Genomic DNA, 16,856 nt, shown 5'->3' with positions numbered 1-16,856 from the left:
CCGTGGGCCTCGTCACCTTGCCCCGCCCCAGCACGGGTCCCCATGGTGACAGCCCCTCCCGCGTGCCGGCGTCACCATCGACTCGTTCCTGCCGGGGCGATGGGAAACGAGCAGGCGTGTCCGAGTTTCTTACTCATCCAAGCGGCGCGCACGGCGCAGGGCCCCTACGGCCGGCTCATGCCGGAGCACCTCCACCGACCAGTCCGGGATCTGGTCAACAAGGGCGCGTCGGAGTGCCGCTGCGTAGTGCTCGTTCTGGAGCATCCCCCCGAGCAGTGCAATTCGGGGCGCCACGTCGTCCGTTTCACGAAGCAGCCACTCGACCTGCCGCACCAACTCGGCCACCTGGGAAGTCAGAATGTCCGTTGCCACCGCGTCCCCGTCCGCCGAGGCTTCAATCACAAGCGGAGCGACGTCCTGAAGGGGGGGACGGTCCCGATACACCCAGTGAAGGAGAGCGGCCCGTTCATCGACGCCGTACTCCCTGGCGATGCGCGGGCGGAGGGTCGTATCGGCCCCTCCGTCGAAGGCCTCCGCGACGGCCCGTAGGCCCGCCTGTCCCATGGCGTACCCGCTGCCCGGATCCCCAAGAAGGTGCCCCCACCCTCCGACCCGGTGGGCGGTCCCTGCCCGCGTCCGGGCAAGCACGACGGAGCCGGTACCCGCGATGACCACGAGCCCGCTCTCCGAACCAAAGGCCGCATCCAGGGCAATGTAGGCGTCGTGGACCACCTCTACAGCGACCGACTTTGCGTCGTCCCTCAGTTTCCGGCGAAGCCGGTCGGCCAGGGCCTGCTGCTCGTCGGGGCGGCCCGCGCCGGCCACGCCCGCACAGACCGACAGCTGGTCGACGGGCCGTTGGGACCGAAGGGTCTTCCGTACCAGCGTGGACAGCACCTGGACCGACTGGTCCATTCCGACCCGTTGCGGGTTGGCGGCGGGTCCATGACGATCAATCCGTTCCGGGCATGCTTCGCATTCGGCGAGCAGCAGCGTCTTGGAACCGCCGGCGTCAAGGCCAGCGAAGAAGTGATTTTCGGACACGGAGGCAGGGCCGGTGTCGAGAATAAGATGCGGGATGCGTGCGGGCTCTCGGCCCACGACCGCCGATTGGTCAACGGTGCTGTTACGACGAGGGTCAGTATAGGAACTGGAGAACAGAACTGGAACGCTCCCCTAGAAGATGGAAGCGGTTCCACCCCCCCCTTGGTGCCAGTGGGCCGTCTTGAGCGGTCTGCGCGGGAGAGAGCGACGAGACAGGGACCGGTTCCAGAAGATTCCCCTCTGGCCGAATGCCCTTTTCCGCCACTCAGCCCCGTCGGGCGTCCGTGCGGCACGGGCGTCGAGCTCCTTGATTGCACTCGCCATGGGATCTTTTCGGGCATGCCGTCACTGCCCCGGTGCGGGTCCGGGAAGCAGCGGACGGGGCGGCCCTTCAATCGCGCGGTGCACGATGTCGGCCGCCCGTGGACGAACCTGCGTAATCTGATCAGAGGTGTCGTCCGGGTACACGCGGTTCGTGAGCAGGACGAAGAAGAGATCCTCCGCCGGATCGACCCAGAACGAGGTCCCCGTGTAGCCGGTGTGCCCGAAGCTCCCCGCCGAGAAGTCCTCCCCGGCCGAGGAGTACCCCTCCGAGCTCTTGGTGTCCCACCCGAGGGCCCGGGTGCTACCTGGCACGTCGGTCTGTGCCGTAAACGTCTTGATCGTCTGCGGCTCTAGAAACTGTCGCCCGTCGATTCGGCCCTCGTGGGTCAGCATGTACCCGAAGCGGGCCAGGTCGGCAGCGGTCGAAAAGAGCCCCGCGTTCCCCGAGACCCCGTTCATATCGCGGGCCATCGGGTCGTGGACGCCTCCTTGACGCTGCGTGCCCGAGGTATCGGTCGTCGGCGCCACCCATTCACGGGTGACGTCGGCGTCGTAGAACCCCGTCTGATCCATCCCGAGCGGCTCAAAAATGTGCGCCCGGCAGAACGCGTCGAACGACCGGCCGCTAATCGTCTCCACGATGCGCATCAGCGTAATCGCGTTGAGCCCACTGTAGGTGGCCTGGGTGCCGGGCGTGTACGTGAGCGGCTGGGCCATGACGGTGTCGAGGAGGGCCGCCCGGGTCGGGCCGCGCTCGTCGGGATCCAGGTATGGCTTCAGGCCCGACGAGTGGGCAAGCAGCTGGCGCACAGTGACCGCCTCCTTGCCGTTCTGGGCGAAGTCGGGAAGGTAGCGGGCCACCGGGGCGTCGAGCGCGAGGGAGTCGGCCTCGTAGAGCTTCATGACGGCGGTGGTTGTAGCCACCACCTTCGTGAGCGAGGCGAGGTCGTACTGGGTGCCCGTCTGTACCGGCTTCGTCTCGTCGTAGGTATGGTAGCCGTAGGCGTCGAGCTTCGCGAGGGCCGGTCCGCGTCCCACGGCGACGGCGGCGCCCGGAAACGCGCCGTCAAGCATGGCCGAGCGGAGCAGCGTGTCGAGGCGGGCAAGCTGCGCCCCGTCCATCCCCACCGATTCGGGAGTCCCCTCACGGGGCGAGACGGGATCGAGCCGGCGCCCCTCTCCCTTCTCGGCCACCCCCGGAATGGTGACCGGCAGGCGCCCCGGCGTGCCGGCGCCCCCGCCAAGCGCCTGCGCGGCGGCCCGCTGCGAGGCATCACCGGAGCCGTAGGCGGCCAGAATGGCGTCCGGGGCGGGCGCCAGCCCCGTCGGGGCGTAGGGGTTGCCGAAGGCCACGAACGCGACCGGCGTGTCCGTACCCGCCAGGTCCTCGAGGAAGTCGTGGTGCATGTCGCTCAGTCCGATCGACCCGCTCCACGCCTGGACGCGGAGGAAGGACGGCACGACCACGACATCGTAGTCCGACGCGTCCGCCTGGTGGTCCTGCACGTCCGCCGAGTCGGAGCGCGGGTCGAGGCGGCGCGTGTCGAGAGTTTTGATGGCGGGCTGGTCCCGAAGTCGATCGACGAATGTATCGCCCGTCCCCGGATACTCACTGTCGCTGAGCGTAACAACGAGGACGTCGTGCTGCTCCGGCGGCGTGAGGGGCAGAAGAGAGTCCGCGTTGGCAAGGAGCGTGAGCGACTCGCGGGCCACGGTGTGGGACAGCACCTCGTGGGACCGCCGTGCCACGCGGTGCCGGGTCGTGTCGAGCGAGACCCGTCGGGCCTCGTGCAGATTGAGGTTCTGTTTCACCTCAAGGAGCCGCCGCACCGAGTCGTTGATCTCGGTCGTGTCGATGCGCCCGGTGGTCACCGCCCGCCGGACCGCCTGGTGCGCCGCGTGCGGGTTGGTGGACATGAGCACGAGGTCCGCCCCCGCCTCAAGCACGCGCACCGCCGTCTCGCCAACGCCGAACGTGCGGGTGACGGCCTGCATGTTCAAGGCGTCGGTCACCACGAGCCCGTCGAACCCAAGCTCCTCTCGAAGAAGATCGTGGGTCAGGGGACGAGAGAGGGTGGCCGGCACACTGTCCGCCGCAATCTTGGGAAGGGCGAGGTGGCCAGTCATGACGCTCTCCACCCCCGCGTCGAGGGTCTGCCGGAACGGCATCAGTTCGAGGGAGTCGAGACGGCTTCGGTCGAACCGAAGGATCGGCAGGTTGATGTGCGAGTCGACGTCCGTATCGCCGTGGCCGGGAAAGTGCTTCACCGTCGCGAGGGTCCCGCCCCGCTGCGCCCCCCGAGTGAAGGCCGAGGCCATCGTCCCCACCAGGGAGGGCGACTCGCCAAACGAGCGAACGTTGATGATGGGATTCTTGGGGTTGTTGTTGACGTCCGCCACCGGCGCGTAGAGCTGGTGCACGCCGAGCGCCCGGGCCTCCCGGGCCGTTGCGTAGCCCACCCGGTAGGCATGGGACGCATCCCGCGTGGCCCCAATCGCCATGGCCGGCGGGAACGAGGTGGCCTCGTCGATGCGCATGCCCACGCCCCACTCCGTGTCCTGCGCCACGAGGAGGGGCCGCTCGGCCTTCGCCTGCAGGTCATTGGCCATCGCGATCTGGGTCATCGGCGTGCCCGGCCCAAAGATGAGCCCGCCCGCCCCAAACTCTTCGACAAGCGCGACCGTCTCGCGGTACGAGGGGGTGTTCGCGTTCTGGAACTCCCCGTCGATCCGGACCACGAAAAGCTGCGCGATCTTCTCGTCGAGGGTCATGTCCCGGAACTGCCGCTCGGCCCAGGCCGCCGTCGCCCCGTCCGTCGTGTCCGGCGTCTCGGACGGCGCGCCCATGAGACTCGCCGCAAAGGGGGTGGTGCCAGGCGTACTAAACGCGACGGAGACAACGACGGCCGCCACCGTGAGGCCGGCGGCCGTGAGAAGGTGGCGCAGGGAGGTCGTCATCATGGGTGCAGCCTTCAGAACGTGCAGACATCGTGCTCCCCCCGGTTCAGGTTATTCCTCCCCCATGCCAATCAGCGAGATCTCGTCCCGCTGCAGGTCCCGCCACAGATACGTCGCCGCCGTCAGGGACACCGCGATACAGGCCAGGCCCCAGAGCGTCCATCCCAGGATGAGATACCCGGTGCCAAAGAGGGTGCTGTACACGAGCACGACCCCCACGAGCCAGTCCAGTGCGAGGCGGCCCAGTCCCGAGTCCGCCGTCACGTCGGGGTGCCGCTCCGCCACCGGCGTCCAGCCGGGCCCGCCGGGATGGACCTTTCGGTAGAACGCATCGAGCGTCTCCTCGTCAGTCGGGCGTGTGAGAAAGGTTGCCGCGAGCCAGACGACCGTCGTAAACCCGACCACCGAGTAGAGGTTCAGGGGAAAGTCGGCCTGCAGGCCCGGCACCTGCACACCGAACACGTTCAGCACGAGGGCCACCACGGTCAGCCCGATCGGGGCCAGGGTGGCCGCCATCTCGCTCCATGCGTTCACGCGCCACCAGTACCAGCGCAGGATGAGCACGAGCCCCAGCCCGGCGGAGGCGGACAGCAGCAGGCCCCACGCCTCGGCGATGGTGTTCAGGAAGAGGGTGACGACGAGGCTCAGCAGGGCCACCACGAACGTGAGGATCCGCGAGACGAGTACGTAGTGGGCCTCGTCTGCGTCGGGCCGCACGAAGCGTCCCCAGAAGTCGTTGACGAGGTACGAGACGCCCCAGTTCAGCTGCGTGGAGACCGTACTCATGAACGCCGCCAGGAAGGACGCAAAGAGGAGCCCGAGAAGGCCAGGGGGAAGTACGTCCTTCATCACCAGCACGAACCCGGCGCGCGGCTCGTTGAGGTCCGGGTAGAGCACCAGTGCGGCCAGCGCCACGATAATCCACGGCCAGGGCCGCAGGCAGAAGTGTGCGATGGTGTACCAGAGCGTGGCGAAGAGGGCATTCGGCTCGTCCTTCGCGCTCATCATGCGTTGGGCGATGTAGCCGCCGCCCCCCGGCTCAGCCCCCGGATACCAACTGGCCCACCACTGCACCCCGGCGTACGCCGCAAACGCCAGCGCCGAGAGCGAAAAGGTCGCCGCCCCCTCCGCCGCCCCGCCGATCGTGGGCAACAGATTGAACGTCTCATCCGGCAGCTGCTCGCGGAGGCCCGCCACTCCTCCGATCTCCGGCATGTCGAGCACGAGCACGGCGAGCGTGATGGTGCCCCCCATCGCCACCACGAACTGGAATAGGTCCGTCACCATCACGCCCCAGAGGCCCGACAGCAGGGCGTAGACGGACACCAGTAGGATGAGCCCGCCCGTCACCACGAGGGCCGCGCTCATTTCCCGCCCCAGCACCGAAAAGGCCGCCTGTCCAAACAGGGTCAGGTCGGGGAAGAGCCGGTCGATGACCGTCTCCATCGCCAGCGACACCCATCCGATAATGAGGATGTTCAGCAGGAGGCCAAAGAAGAGCGCCTTGAGACCGCGCAGCCACGCGGCCACCCGCCCGCTGTACCGGAATTCGACGAACTCCACGTCCGTCATCACGCCGCTGCGGCGCCAGAGGCGTGCAAAGAAGAAGACCGTCAGCATCCCGCCGATGGCGGCGTTCCACCAGAGCCAGTTTCCCGCGATGCCGTTCTGGGCCACAATCTCCGTCACCAGAAGCGGCGTGTCGACGGCAAACGTGGTGGCCACCATGCTCGTCCCGGCCAGCCACCAGGGCATCGCGCGGCCTGACAGGAAGAACTCCGAGGTGTCCTCGCCAGCCCGCTGGTAGAAGTACAGCGCGATGCCGAAGGAGAAGATCAGGTAGGTGGCGACAAAAAACCAGTCAAAGCTTGTCACGGGCGGGGGCGGGGCCAACCAGGAAAAGGCGAGCAGGAAGCGGCGGCGGCGAGCGGGTCAGGCGGGCCTCAACGCAAGCCCCGCAATTGGGGACCACCCGCGCCGGCACAAGGAGTGTCTTTCGGGCGACGCCTGCGATTCGACATCTCGTCTCTCCACCTCCATTTGCGTGTCCGGGTCAGGTTGAAGTCCAGAATCCGTGTCTGCGGCTGGGACCACGGGGGACTCGAAAGACCGATGCTGATTAGCCATGGCGGGTGGCGAAACGGCTGTTCGATTCGGTGTGTGGCTGCGTGTCCCCACGTCCAGGGGCAATAGCCTCAGCAAAACCTAGTGGCGCGTGCGCTTGCCACCTCCACGTTTCGTCACTCTCCGGTCACCCAGACCCTTCCGTCCTGACGGATGTGAACGGTGGTCCCCCTTACCCCGGGCGCCGAGATTTCGTACATCGTCTGGGTCGTTCGGAGCGTGGGGGCAAAGTCGCGCTCAGGAAGCTGAACGTTCGAGGCATTGAGGGCCGAGAGGGCCGTGGCGTACGTGCCGTGTTCGTCGCGGTGCGCCTGCTGGCGATGGTAAAGGCGCCGTAGCGCCTCTTTCACGCGCCGATTGGGACGCTCCTCCACGGACACGGTCGCGGTCCCGACCTCGGCGTCCGCAAATTGCACGATGCCCCACCGTTCGGGCCGGTGCATGTCGATGGCCCCCTGCGGCGACCACACCCAGTTGCTCTCCGGATGCGCCTTCGTGGTGTCGAGGTCTTTTTCGTAGGTCCCATTCTCGACGGCAAGGGGCCAGTCGACCCGCGAGAAGTTCAGGCGCCACTGGTCACCGGCACGCGGGGGCCGCCCGCCCGGTGCGGCCTCCTCCAGCGCGCCCCAGGGCAGCACCATCTCCACCGTCCACCCCTCGTCGGTGTCCGAGGGATCGTTGAGGGTCCCCTTCACGTCAACCGCCGCGTCGATGCCCCGCACGTCCCAGGCGTCGACGGCCGGACCGCCGTCGCGGTAGGGGCTCAGGAGCATGAGGTCCCACACGGTCTCGAGGGCATTCACCTCGACCTCGTAGTAGTTGTGCGTCGTCCCGTTGGGATCGATGAAGACCTCAAAGTCGTCGTCGTAGTAGACCACCGTGTCCCGCTGTGTGAGGGTGCCCCACACGTCGGGCTCCTCGAGATGGGCCGCCACGTAGAGGGCCTCGTCGTCCCACAGCATCTTGGCCCGGGTCCGAAACCGTGGCGTCGGGGCGTCGCGCCCGCGGATGTCTACGAAGTCGGCGGTCCACGGCGCCGCGCCCCAGTCGTCTTCGTCGAGTCGTCCGTCCACCGAAATCGAGTCGGTCGTGCGGTAGATGGCGTAGGTACGCGGACCCGCTTCGGGCACGGGATTCTCCTCCGCAGCGTATTCCGACTGTGCCATCGCCGGGGAGACCAAGCCGCCCCCCACGAGAAAGGGAACGAAGACCCCAAGGATGATACGGGAGAGAGTGCGTCGCATGGGACCGCGGACCGACTGGAAAACAATGCCTCGCTGAACAGCGCCTCACAGAATAGAAGGCACAGGATCGGTCCGCAACGGGGTCGAAAAATCGGAACCGCTTCCAAACCCTCGGTGGAAGAATAGGCGGAGATCGGCGTCACGAGGCGATGCGTCGTTCGACCGCTCCCCCTCTGCGCCCCCCTGGTGGAGCCGCCGGCCGTGTCGGAAGCAGGGGCGTTCGTCGCAGAGCCCCTCGGGGTCTAGGCCCTACCGGGCCCCGCAGCTCTGCCGCACCACGAGCTCCGGCTCAAGCTCCGTGTGGACGGGATCGGTCTCGTCGTTCTCGATGTGATCGATGAGCAGGTCGATCGCCGCCTGGCCCTTCTCATACACCGGCTGGCGGACCGTCGTAAGGGGGGGGATGGTGTACTGGGCCGCGGGCAGGTCGTCAAACCCGACGATCGCGACCTCGTCGGGGACCTCGTAGTCGGCCTGGTTGAGCGCAAGCAGCGCCCCCATTGCCATCGTGTCGCTCGCACAAAACAGGGCTCGGGGCATCCGCCCCTGCTCCGCCCACGCCCGGACGATGGAGTGCCCGCTTTCCTGCGAATAGTCCCCCTCGGCGACATGCCGGTCCGACACTGCAATCCCGGCCTCCGACAGGGCCCGCTCAATGCCCTGCCGCCGATGCGCAGACTCCTCAAGGGCACGGCTCCCCAGGATCAACCCGATCTCCTCGTACCCGAGATCGCAGAGGTGACGCCCCGCTTCGTAGCCCCCCTGCTCGTTGTCGATGTCGACGGAGCTAAAGGCGTCCCAACTCGCGTCCTGTCCGATGAGCACCGTCGGGGCCCCGTCCGCTTCGAGCGTGGACGCGACGAGGTCCGTGACCTCCGTGGTGACCAGGACGTATCCGTCGAACCGAGAGTCTCGAGCCCGGTCCTCCACCTCGTCCTCCATCCAGTCGGACACCATCGACAGTGACACGAAGTACCCGCGCTCTAGGCACCGCTCGAAGAGCCCCGAATACAGCAACGGCCAGTAGCCGTTGGCCAGGGACTCGTCTCCTCGCCGGGGGGTGAGCACACTAATCTCGAAGGATCGGTCGGTGGCGAGGCTCCGGGCGACCGAGCTGGGGCGGTAGTCGTGCTCCTCAACCACGCGCATCACCCGCTCTCGGGCCTCCTCACTGACGTTTGGGTGGTCGTTCAGCACGCGGGATACCACCGATCGGGACACGTACGCCAGCTCGGCCACCTGATCGATCGTCATGTCGTCTTCCATGGCGGGATGGGGGCGAATGTTCAGGAATCGACGAACCCGTCGCGCAAACAGACCCGAGGGGGGCGGCACCGCGCGTTTGTGGACAGGCATTTTGCCGCATCCACAAGGTAGGACGTCAGACCGAGGGAGACAACCTTCGCGACGTCGGAACGGCCGATCCTTCCTCCCAGCCTCTACGGGGACGTGGGGACCGTGACGGTTCGCCCGCCCCGCCCGAGCGTGTCGAACGTTCGCAGCCGGACGGTGGCCCCCTCGGGCACCGACACCGGACCGGTGTATCGGGGCGACGCGGCGGTCGGACGGGTGCCGTCGGTCGTGTAGCGGACCGACAGCCCCGGGAGGGCCACGTTTGCCTTCAACGTTCCCTTCGCCACCGTGCCCCCGGGTGGGGGGAGCCGGTACGACCAGTCCGGATGGCGACTGCTCAGGCGAGGCAACTCACGGTGCCCGAGCCGATTCGCAAACGCCGTCCAGGCCTCGGCCCGCCGGGCCCGGAGCGCCTCGCTGTCGTCGAGTGTTGCCCAGCCGGGCTGCCGGGCCCACGCCCGTTCGGCAAGGCTCAGGAGCCGGGGGACGGCCATGTACTCCATCCGGTCGGTGCTTCGAAGCGTCTCGCCCCAGAGCTGTCCCTGCAGGCCCCGGATGTTTTTCCGTGCGGTGTCGGCGAGCCGCACCTGATCGGCAAAAGCCGTGTCGGGGTCGATGGGCTGCCCCATCCCCGTGCGGTCGGCACTCTTGTAGAGGTCGAACGGCACGAAGGCAAAAGGCGCGTTCGTGTCGACGAAGCCGGCCCAGTAGTAGCCGTTCTCGCCCGGGTGCTTGCTGTAAGCCATGTCGAAGTAGAAGTTGGTGGCCTGCGACATCACCACGTCGTAGCCCGCGTTAGCGAGCCGGTAGGCCCGGTCCTCAGTTCCGCCGCCCCAGATGTTGCTCCAGACGTAGGGGCGAACGCCCTCGTCGACCAAGGATTCGTTCGGCGTCGTGGTCGTGGACTGGTGGTCCGCCTCTTCCAACCCCACCTCCTCCCACCCCGCCATGGTGAGGTCTCGCGTGGCCAGCGTGTCCTGAAACCGACTCAGGAAGTGGCCGAAGAGGTCCTCGGCGCCGTCGACCCCTTCGGTGCGCGCAATGTAGTCGTCGCACATGGGGGAGCCCGCCCACACGCCCTCCGGCACCTCGTCCCCGCCCACGTGAACGGCCGGAAGCGGCGCCCCCGCCGTCGCGTGCAGGCCCCGAAGCTCATCGACGACAGTCGACAGGAACCGGTAGGTAGACGGCCGGCACACGTTCATCACGTTGTCGTCCCACCCCTGTACAGACTCGTAGGTCGACGTGTCGGCCGGATCTCGAAGCCGGTACGCGTGGGCCGCCGCCGAGTCCCCCGCCGCTCGAAGCCGGCGTGCTCGCGCCTCCATGGCCTGAATGGCGGCACGGGCGTGGCCCGGCACGTCGATCTCGGGCAGGACGGTAATGTGACGCTCCTTCGCGTAGCGCAGAATTTCGAGGTAGTCGGCCCGACTGTACCAGCCACTTCCGGCGGAGGCATCTGGGGCCGGACTCGGCCCCGACCCGTAGGACGGCATCAGGTGCTCGTGCTCGTCGAGCGTGTGGCCGCGGCGGCCGCCCACACGGGTCAACTCGGGCAGGCCCTCGACGGCGAGGCGCCATCCTTCGTCGTCGGTGAGGTGAAAGTGAAAGGTGTTCAGCTTGTAGAAGGCCATGACGTCGAGAAGCCGCTTCACCGCCGCCACCGGCTGGAAGTTGCGGGCCACGTCGAGATGCAGGCCCCGATACCCGAACCGGGGCGCGTCCACGACACGGGCGGCGGGCACGTCCACCGGCGACGACGGCGCTCGGTAGGCCTCCACGGGGAGCCACGCCTCCAGGCTCTGCACGCCATAGAACACGCCCGTGTCGGTGGCGCCCGTGACGGTGATGCCCGTATCCGGATCGACCGTGAGCCGGTAGGCCTCGGCCGACGCCGAATCGGTGGCGGGCGGCGTCCCCGCGGCCCGGCGAAGCGTGATGGCGGCGGCGGAGTCTGTCGTCGTCGTTTGGGGACGTCGCCCCAGCACCGCGGCCAGCCCCTCCGCGAGCTGCCGGGCCTCGGCGGCCAGGCCCTCCTCGTAGCGGATGGTCGCGTCCGCCCGGAGCGCAAACGTCCCGGGCCGCCGATGGATAGAGTCCGGCGTCGGGACGATGCGTCCCTCTGCGCCGGGCGGGCGGTTCGTCAGGGAGGCGTTGTCCGCGTACCGGGTCGCAGGGGTCGGCGTGGGCCAGACATCGTCTGGGCCTCGGGTCGTCTGGGCGGGACGGGTGAAGGGCTCGACGGTCACGTCCGACACGGCGGCCGGCGGCCGGGGCCGCCCCTCCGCGTCCGTAAACACAACGTAGAAGCCGGCCGGGGCGTCGACGCGCTTGATGACCGACCCGGGTGCCTCCACCGCCACCCGCAGCTGGCCACCGGGCTCAATCGGGGTGAAGTTTTCATCCGGCGTCAGCTTATAGAAGTCGCCATTGACCCGTGTGATGCGCACCGGCGCCGTCACGCTCGCCGGATCGATGGAACGCGCGAAGTTGAAGTAGAGCGCCCAGTTGGTCGTCCCCAGCGCCTCGTCCCCGTGGTTGGCAATCGTGAACGACGACCGAAACCGCCGGCCGTCGTCGACCCGATTCGTCTCCACGCCCCAGCGGATCGAGAGCTCATCGGCGGACGGGTGCGCGGGGGCAGGCTCGGTCTGAGCGTGCGCGGCCACGGCCCCACCCAGGACTAGAAGAAGGGAAAGTACAATCTGACGCATGGAGCGGGCGGAGCACGGTCGTAGTTCAGACAAAGAAAAAGGAGGGCCTGGGTCGGCCCTCCTTTGTAGATTTTCTGGTGGAAGAGAGATGCCCTCAGATTTACTCGGCGCACTGATCGGCGTACGCCCCACAGTCCCACCACACGCGCGGCGTGAGACGGTTGGACTGCGTAATGTTCTGGCGTTCACGGGCCTCCTGGTAGTTCTCACCATTGAGGTCCCTCTCACCCTGCGGATAGTCCAGACGGCGGATAAACTGGCCGCCCGTATCTCCCTGCTCCGGGGCAGGAGTCAGCTCCGGGTAGCCCGACCGGCGCCAGTTCGACCAGGACTCGATCCCATTGAGGAAGGTCGCCGCCCAGTACTGGTTATTGATCACCCGCAGGCGTGCTTCCCGCCCACTCGGGAGAGGATTGTCGGAGAGATACTGGGTGATCTCCGAATCGCTCACTTTGGTATTGTCTTCATCGTACCTGGTTATATAGTTCATGGCTGCCCGTACCCCATCCTCGTAGTGGGCCTCCACCGACCCAGGCACGTTCCATCCCCGTACTGCTGCCTCGGCGAGCATCAGCTCCACCTCCGCGTAGGTCTGGAAGAACATCGGGGCATCGAGCCCCCGAAGATTGGGATGAATGCGCGTGTACTGGTCCAGATCATCGGTGTACTCGTCGCTATCAGCGAGTTCGTTGTTGTCGAAGCCATTGGGCATGCCGCGCTGCTGGACTGGATCCTCGACCAGCGCACTGTCGAGGCCGCCCGGAGCAAGCGCCCCGTACTCCGTGAGACGGGGGTCATTCTTGTCCTTCATCCAGTCTACGAACGTCTCGCTGAGCCACTGCCCCGCAAATGTTTGCATGACCTCGCTATTGGCGTTCGTATTGAAGCCTGCCGGGCCGCCCGACGGCCCCGATTGATGAGACACATACGCGTCATCGTCGATGCCCTGCATGACACCGCCGTCGGCATTGACTGCCTCCTCGGCCCAGCTCTGCGCCAGGTCCGGCCGCACCTTTACGAGACGAAGGGCCAGGCGCAACTGGAGCGAGTTGGCAAATCTTTTCCACTGGTTAATGTCGCCTCTAAAGAGTAAGTCTTCGTCTCCAAGCGCTGGCTGCGACGCATCGAACTGATCAACCGCCGCCCGGAGCTCGTCGTGCAGGTCCATGTAGATGCTATCCTGACGTGTGTAGTGGGGCGTAAATTTCCCCTCCAACGCGCCCTTCCCCGCGTCGAAGTACGGAATGTCCCCGTAGACATCAGTGAGGCGCTGAAATGTGAGCACACGCATAATGCGGGTGGCTGCAAGCAAATTGACCTGCTCTGGCTTTCCCTCAATCTCATCGATGAGGGCGTTCGCATTCATGACGGTACGGAGGAAATTCGACCCGTTGGTTCCTCCTCCGTATCGAGTTTCGAAAAAGGAGGCCGAGTAGCCAGGGGAATACCCGTTAAAGTTGCCTACATAGGTGCCTGCCGGGTTTGCGATATGCTGCACCATCGGCATTGTGTAGATCAGGTTCGTGCGCCACATTTCGTACCGACTTCCCGCAACCCCGAGTTGAAGGGTCGTCAACTCAAGATTTGGGGTTGACTCTTCGGCAGTCGTAGGATCTTTGTTCATATCTCCAAAGTCTCCTACTCCATCACAGGACAGGAGGACGAGCGTCAGTACTCCGACGGAGACGAGGGAGGCGACGTGAGCAATTCGCGAGCGAGTCAGAAACGGCATGGCGGAAGGATGTAGAGGTAGATGGGAGAGCAGAAGAGGTCGGGACGGACCCGTAATCAGAATCGGAGATTGACCGACGCACCAATGCTTCGCGACTGCGGAACGCCCGCCTGCTCGAAACCCGGCGCGGCCTCGCTGTTGTAACTCGACTCGGGACTAACATTCGGCACCGAGTCGTACAGGTAAAACAGATTTCGCCCAACCACCGAGACACTCGCGCTGCGTACCGGCACCCGGTTCATCACACTGCCCGGCAGGTCGTAGCTCAACCGGAGCTGGCGGAGCTTGATGAAGTTGGCGTCGTAGACAAACTCCTCGGCAATCTCCCCCGAGATCCGACCGTAGTACTCGGAAGGTCGAACGCCGACGTCATTCTCGCGGTCGACGGTCACCTTCCCCTCACTGTTCACACTGCCAATCACGCCCTCTCCGACGAAGCAATCTTCCGGGTATTGCCCATCCGGTCCGGCCTGCTCGTCACAAGCAGCTCGCCCATCGAGGGTCGCCTTGTGAAGTCCGTTGCCGTAGGCGTTGGCGTTGGTTCCGGAGAAGACCTTGCCGCCCCACTTCGCGTCGATCAGGAAGTTCAGACTAACGTTCTGGTAAGAAATAGTATTCGAGAAGCCGAGCGTCCAGTCGGGCGCGCCGGTCCCCAGCACTTCTTTTTCGCCCGACAGGGGCAGCCCGTCCTCCCCGTGGACGATGCGACCCTGATCGTCGCGGACGTACGTATTTCCGTAGATCGCATTGACGGGCTGGCCAGCAACCTGAGCGATGCTGGCCACCCCGTCCGTGCTCTCCGCACCGATCCGCACGTCGAGACCTGGTGCGAGGGATTTAACTTCACTCCGATTCGAGCCGAAGTTGACCCTCGAATCCCAGGTCCAGTTCTCCGTCGAGAATGGGATCGACGTCAGGAGCAGCTCGACGCCCGTGTTCTGAACTTCGCCACTGTTGACCGTCCGCGCCGTGTACCCAGAGGTCGAGGAAACGGTAACGTCCAGGATCTGGTCGACCGTGCTGCGGCGATACCAGGTGAAGTCGACCCCAAACCGATCATCGAAGAACTGCGTCTCGAATCCGAGCTCCACCTCCCGCGTAGATGTCGGGGTCAAATCGCGCTCCGGGACGCTCAGCTGCGAAATTGCCTCCAGCGGCTCAGCAACGTCGCCACCGTTTTCGTGCCGCCCGAGCACCCTGTAGGTCAATCTTGTCCGGTACGGGTCCGTGTCGCCCCCGATCTCCGCCCAAGACGCCCGGACTTTTCCGTAGCTCAGTACGTCCGGCAGGTCGAAGGCATCCGAGAAGACAAAGCTTCCACTCACGGACGGGTACACGAACGGGTTGTTGTCCTCCGGGATGGTCGAGGACCAGTCACTGCGGGTCGTCAGCGTGAGGAACAGGTAGTCTCGGTAGGTGAAGGACGCCGACCCGAAGACGGAACGAATCTGCTGCTCCGAAAAGTCGTAATTCCGAGTAGGATTGGCTGTATTTGAGATGGTCTCTAGGTCAGGAATGCCGAAGTTACGACCGAACGTACCCACTTGCTCGAACTGGCGGTGCCGCAGGCTGCCCCCGACGTCGAGTCGGAGGGAGAGCTCATCGGTGAGAGAGGGCGTTGCGGTCGCCAAGAGCTTCGAGTTGCTCTCCCAGACTCGATAGGTATCCTCGGTCATAGACCCGCCAGGTTCGAACGCGGATCCGAATGCATCTACGTTTGTGCGTCGGAGCGAGTACCAGTCAAGGCCCGTTTGTCCCTGCAGGGAGAACCAGTCGTTGACCGAGTAATTCAGATTGACGTTTCCCAGGATGCGGTCCTTGTCGTCGTCGGACTCCTGCTCATTGACGGCCCAGTAGGGGTTGGTCGGGAGCCCATTGGACGTGAATTGCTTCTCGACGCCCTCTTCAGTTGCCCCCGGCTGAAGGGCGCTTTTCGGAACGTTGTTTGGCAGAAACGAGATCAGGTAGTTCGGATTCCGGGCCCCATCGTTTAGAAACGTCCGGTTGTCTGTGAGTTCGTTCTGATACGTGACGCTCGCGTCGGCCGTTAGTCCCCCGAGCTGGGTCTTCCCGCGAAGACTGACATTGGTCTGCTCGTAGCTCGAATTCGGGACGACGCTTTCGGTGTTCTGATGCGACGCCGACATGCGGAGTGATGCGTCTTCAAAGCCCGCATTGATCGAGAGGGAGTGCTTCTGTGAGAGTCCCATTCGATAGAATCCCTGTCGATTGGCCACGTCGCCGTACGGGCGCACCGTTCCGTCAAACTGAGGGGCCTCGCCTACTGCATCGAGAGGCGCTCCCCAACTCGAAAGGCCGGCGCTCAGCGCCGCGTCCTGGTTCGACGGCGCTCGGCCCTGCGTGCCCTGGCCGTACTGACTCTGAAAGTCCGAGAAGCCACTGACCACATCCTTGGCCGTGACGGTGGAGCTGTACTGTACGTTCACCTCTCCCGGAGCCGACGTACGGCCCGTTTTTGTCGTGATCAGCACCACCCCGTCTCGGGCCCGTGTCCCGTAGAGCGCGGCGGCTCCAGCCCCCTTCAGGACGGAGATGTCCGAGATGTTTTCCGGGTTGACCACCGATAGCGCACTTCCCCCGTCCCGGCCGCCAAACTTTCCGACCTCTCCAATGACTGTGTTGTCGATGGGAATCCCGTCCACGATGAAGAGCGGATCGTTATTTCCCGCGATCGACGAGACACCACGGATGTTGATGTTCGAGGACGCGTTCGGACCAGACGCGTTCGAGCTGAGAACCAGCCCCGGCACATTTCCCTGCAACAGGTTGGCCGGGTTGGATTCCGTGACGCTCACGAGGTCTTGAGCCTCAATGCTACTCGTCGCGTAGCCGACGGAGCGCTGCTGCCGTTCGATGCCGAGCGCCGTCACCACGACCCCCTCGAGCTCCTGCGATTGGGTCTCGAGCACGACACGAATCTCCGAACGCCCATCGACCGGGACCGTCTTTGTTTGGTATCCGATGAACGAAAACGTGAGGGTGTCCTGGGGACTGTCCACCACGAGACTGAAACCGCCGTCCGGGCCCGTGACGGTCCCCCGGCTGGTGCCCGCGACTCGAATGTTCACCCCGGGAAGTGAGGACTGGTTGTCGGCGGACACGACGGTACCGGTCACCTCAAGGTCTTGTGCGTGCACGGCCCGTGTTCCCCCCAGCAGTCCACAGGCGAGCAGTGCCCCGAGCACAGCCACAAATATGAGCGTGCGGGGCGAACACGAAGGGATGGCGTTGAGCATGGCAGTATGACCTGCGGTCCGTGAGGAAGGCACAATGGAGACGGTGTCGGTGGAAACCAAAGTCATCGACCGCCGGACGGTTTGGCTTTTGACGCCGACGGTTTTG

8 protein-coding genes are annotated in these 16,856 nt (G+C 65.5%); all 8 read right to left on the bottom strand.

All coding sequences use genetic code 11. From position 1 onward, the window contains the following. Positions 1-129: 129 nt before the first annotated feature. Positions 130-1,044, bottom strand: coding sequence for an N-acetylglucosamine kinase (locus OJB03_RS01555; protein ID WP_263784650.1), 915 nt, complete (start codon positions 1,042-1,044; stop codon positions 130-132). A gap of 345 nt (positions 1,045-1,389) precedes the next feature. Continuing rightward, positions 1,390-4,329, bottom strand: a complete 2,940-nt coding sequence (locus OJB03_RS01550) for a serine hydrolase domain-containing protein (RefSeq protein WP_263784648.1) — start codon at positions 4,327-4,329, stop codon at positions 1,390-1,392. A gap of 48 nt (positions 4,330-4,377) precedes the next feature. Then, entirely contained in the window at positions 4,378-6,201 is a 1,824-nt protein-coding gene (locus OJB03_RS01545; protein ID WP_263784647.1) for a sodium:solute symporter family protein, read from the bottom strand. 365 nt (positions 6,202-6,566) lie between these two features. Continuing rightward, positions 6,567-7,694, bottom strand: a complete 1,128-nt coding sequence (locus OJB03_RS01540; protein ID WP_263784645.1) for a carbohydrate-binding family 9-like protein — start codon at positions 7,692-7,694, stop codon at positions 6,567-6,569. Between the two features lie 249 nt (positions 7,695-7,943). Further along, complete coding sequence (locus tag OJB03_RS01535; protein WP_263784642.1) at positions 7,944-8,960, bottom strand: LacI family DNA-binding transcriptional regulator; 1,017 nt, start codon at positions 8,958-8,960, stop codon at positions 7,944-7,946. Positions 8,961-9,133: 173 nt separating this feature from the next. After that, positions 9,134-11,761, bottom strand: a complete 2,628-nt coding sequence (locus OJB03_RS01530; RefSeq protein ID WP_263784640.1) for a family 20 glycosylhydrolase — start codon at positions 11,759-11,761, stop codon at positions 9,134-9,136. A gap of 100 nt (positions 11,762-11,861) precedes the next feature. Beyond that, the gene (locus OJB03_RS01525) at positions 11,862-13,385 is read right to left on the bottom strand and encodes a SusD/RagB family nutrient-binding outer membrane lipoprotein (protein ID WP_263784638.1); all 1,524 of its coding nucleotides are present in this window, start codon (positions 13,383-13,385) and stop codon (positions 11,862-11,864) included. Positions 13,386-13,549: 164 nt separating this feature from the next. Beyond that, complete coding sequence (locus OJB03_RS01520) at positions 13,550-16,750, bottom strand: SusC/RagA family TonB-linked outer membrane protein (RefSeq protein WP_263784636.1); 3,201 nt, start codon at positions 16,748-16,750, stop codon at positions 13,550-13,552. Between the last annotated feature and the right edge of the window lie 106 nt (positions 16,751-16,856).

It is taken from the genome of Salinibacter grassmerensis (assembly GCF_947077765.1).
GTDB lineage: Bacteria > Bacteroidota > Rhodothermia > Rhodothermales > Salinibacteraceae > Salinibacter > Salinibacter grassmerensis.
Note: the sequence above shows the minus strand (reverse complement) of the source record. Positions and strands in the feature narration are given on the sequence as shown.

Bases quoted from the DNA above. Each gene is read 5' to 3' on its own strand.
- OJB03_RS01550 (WP_263784648.1), bottom strand. From the start codon at position 4,329: ATGATGACGACCTCCCTGCGCCACCTTCTCACGGCCGCCGGCCTCACG.
- OJB03_RS01540 (WP_263784645.1), bottom strand. From the start codon at position 7,694: ATGCGACGCACTCTCTCCCGTATCATCCTTGGGGTCTTCGTTCCCTTT.
- OJB03_RS01535 (WP_263784642.1), bottom strand. From the start codon at position 8,960: ATGGAAGACGACATGACGATCGATCAGGTGGCCGAGCTGGCGTACGTG.
- OJB03_RS01530 (WP_263784640.1), bottom strand. From the start codon at position 11,761: ATGCGTCAGATTGTACTTTCCCTTCTTCTAGTCCTGGGTGGGGCCGTG.
- OJB03_RS01525 (WP_263784638.1), bottom strand. From the start codon at position 13,385: ATGAACAAAGATCCTACGACTGCCGAAGAGTCAACCCCAAATCTTGAG.
- OJB03_RS01520 (WP_263784636.1), bottom strand. From the start codon at position 16,750: ATGCTCAACGCCATCCCTTCGTGTTCGCCCCGCACGCTCATATTTGTG.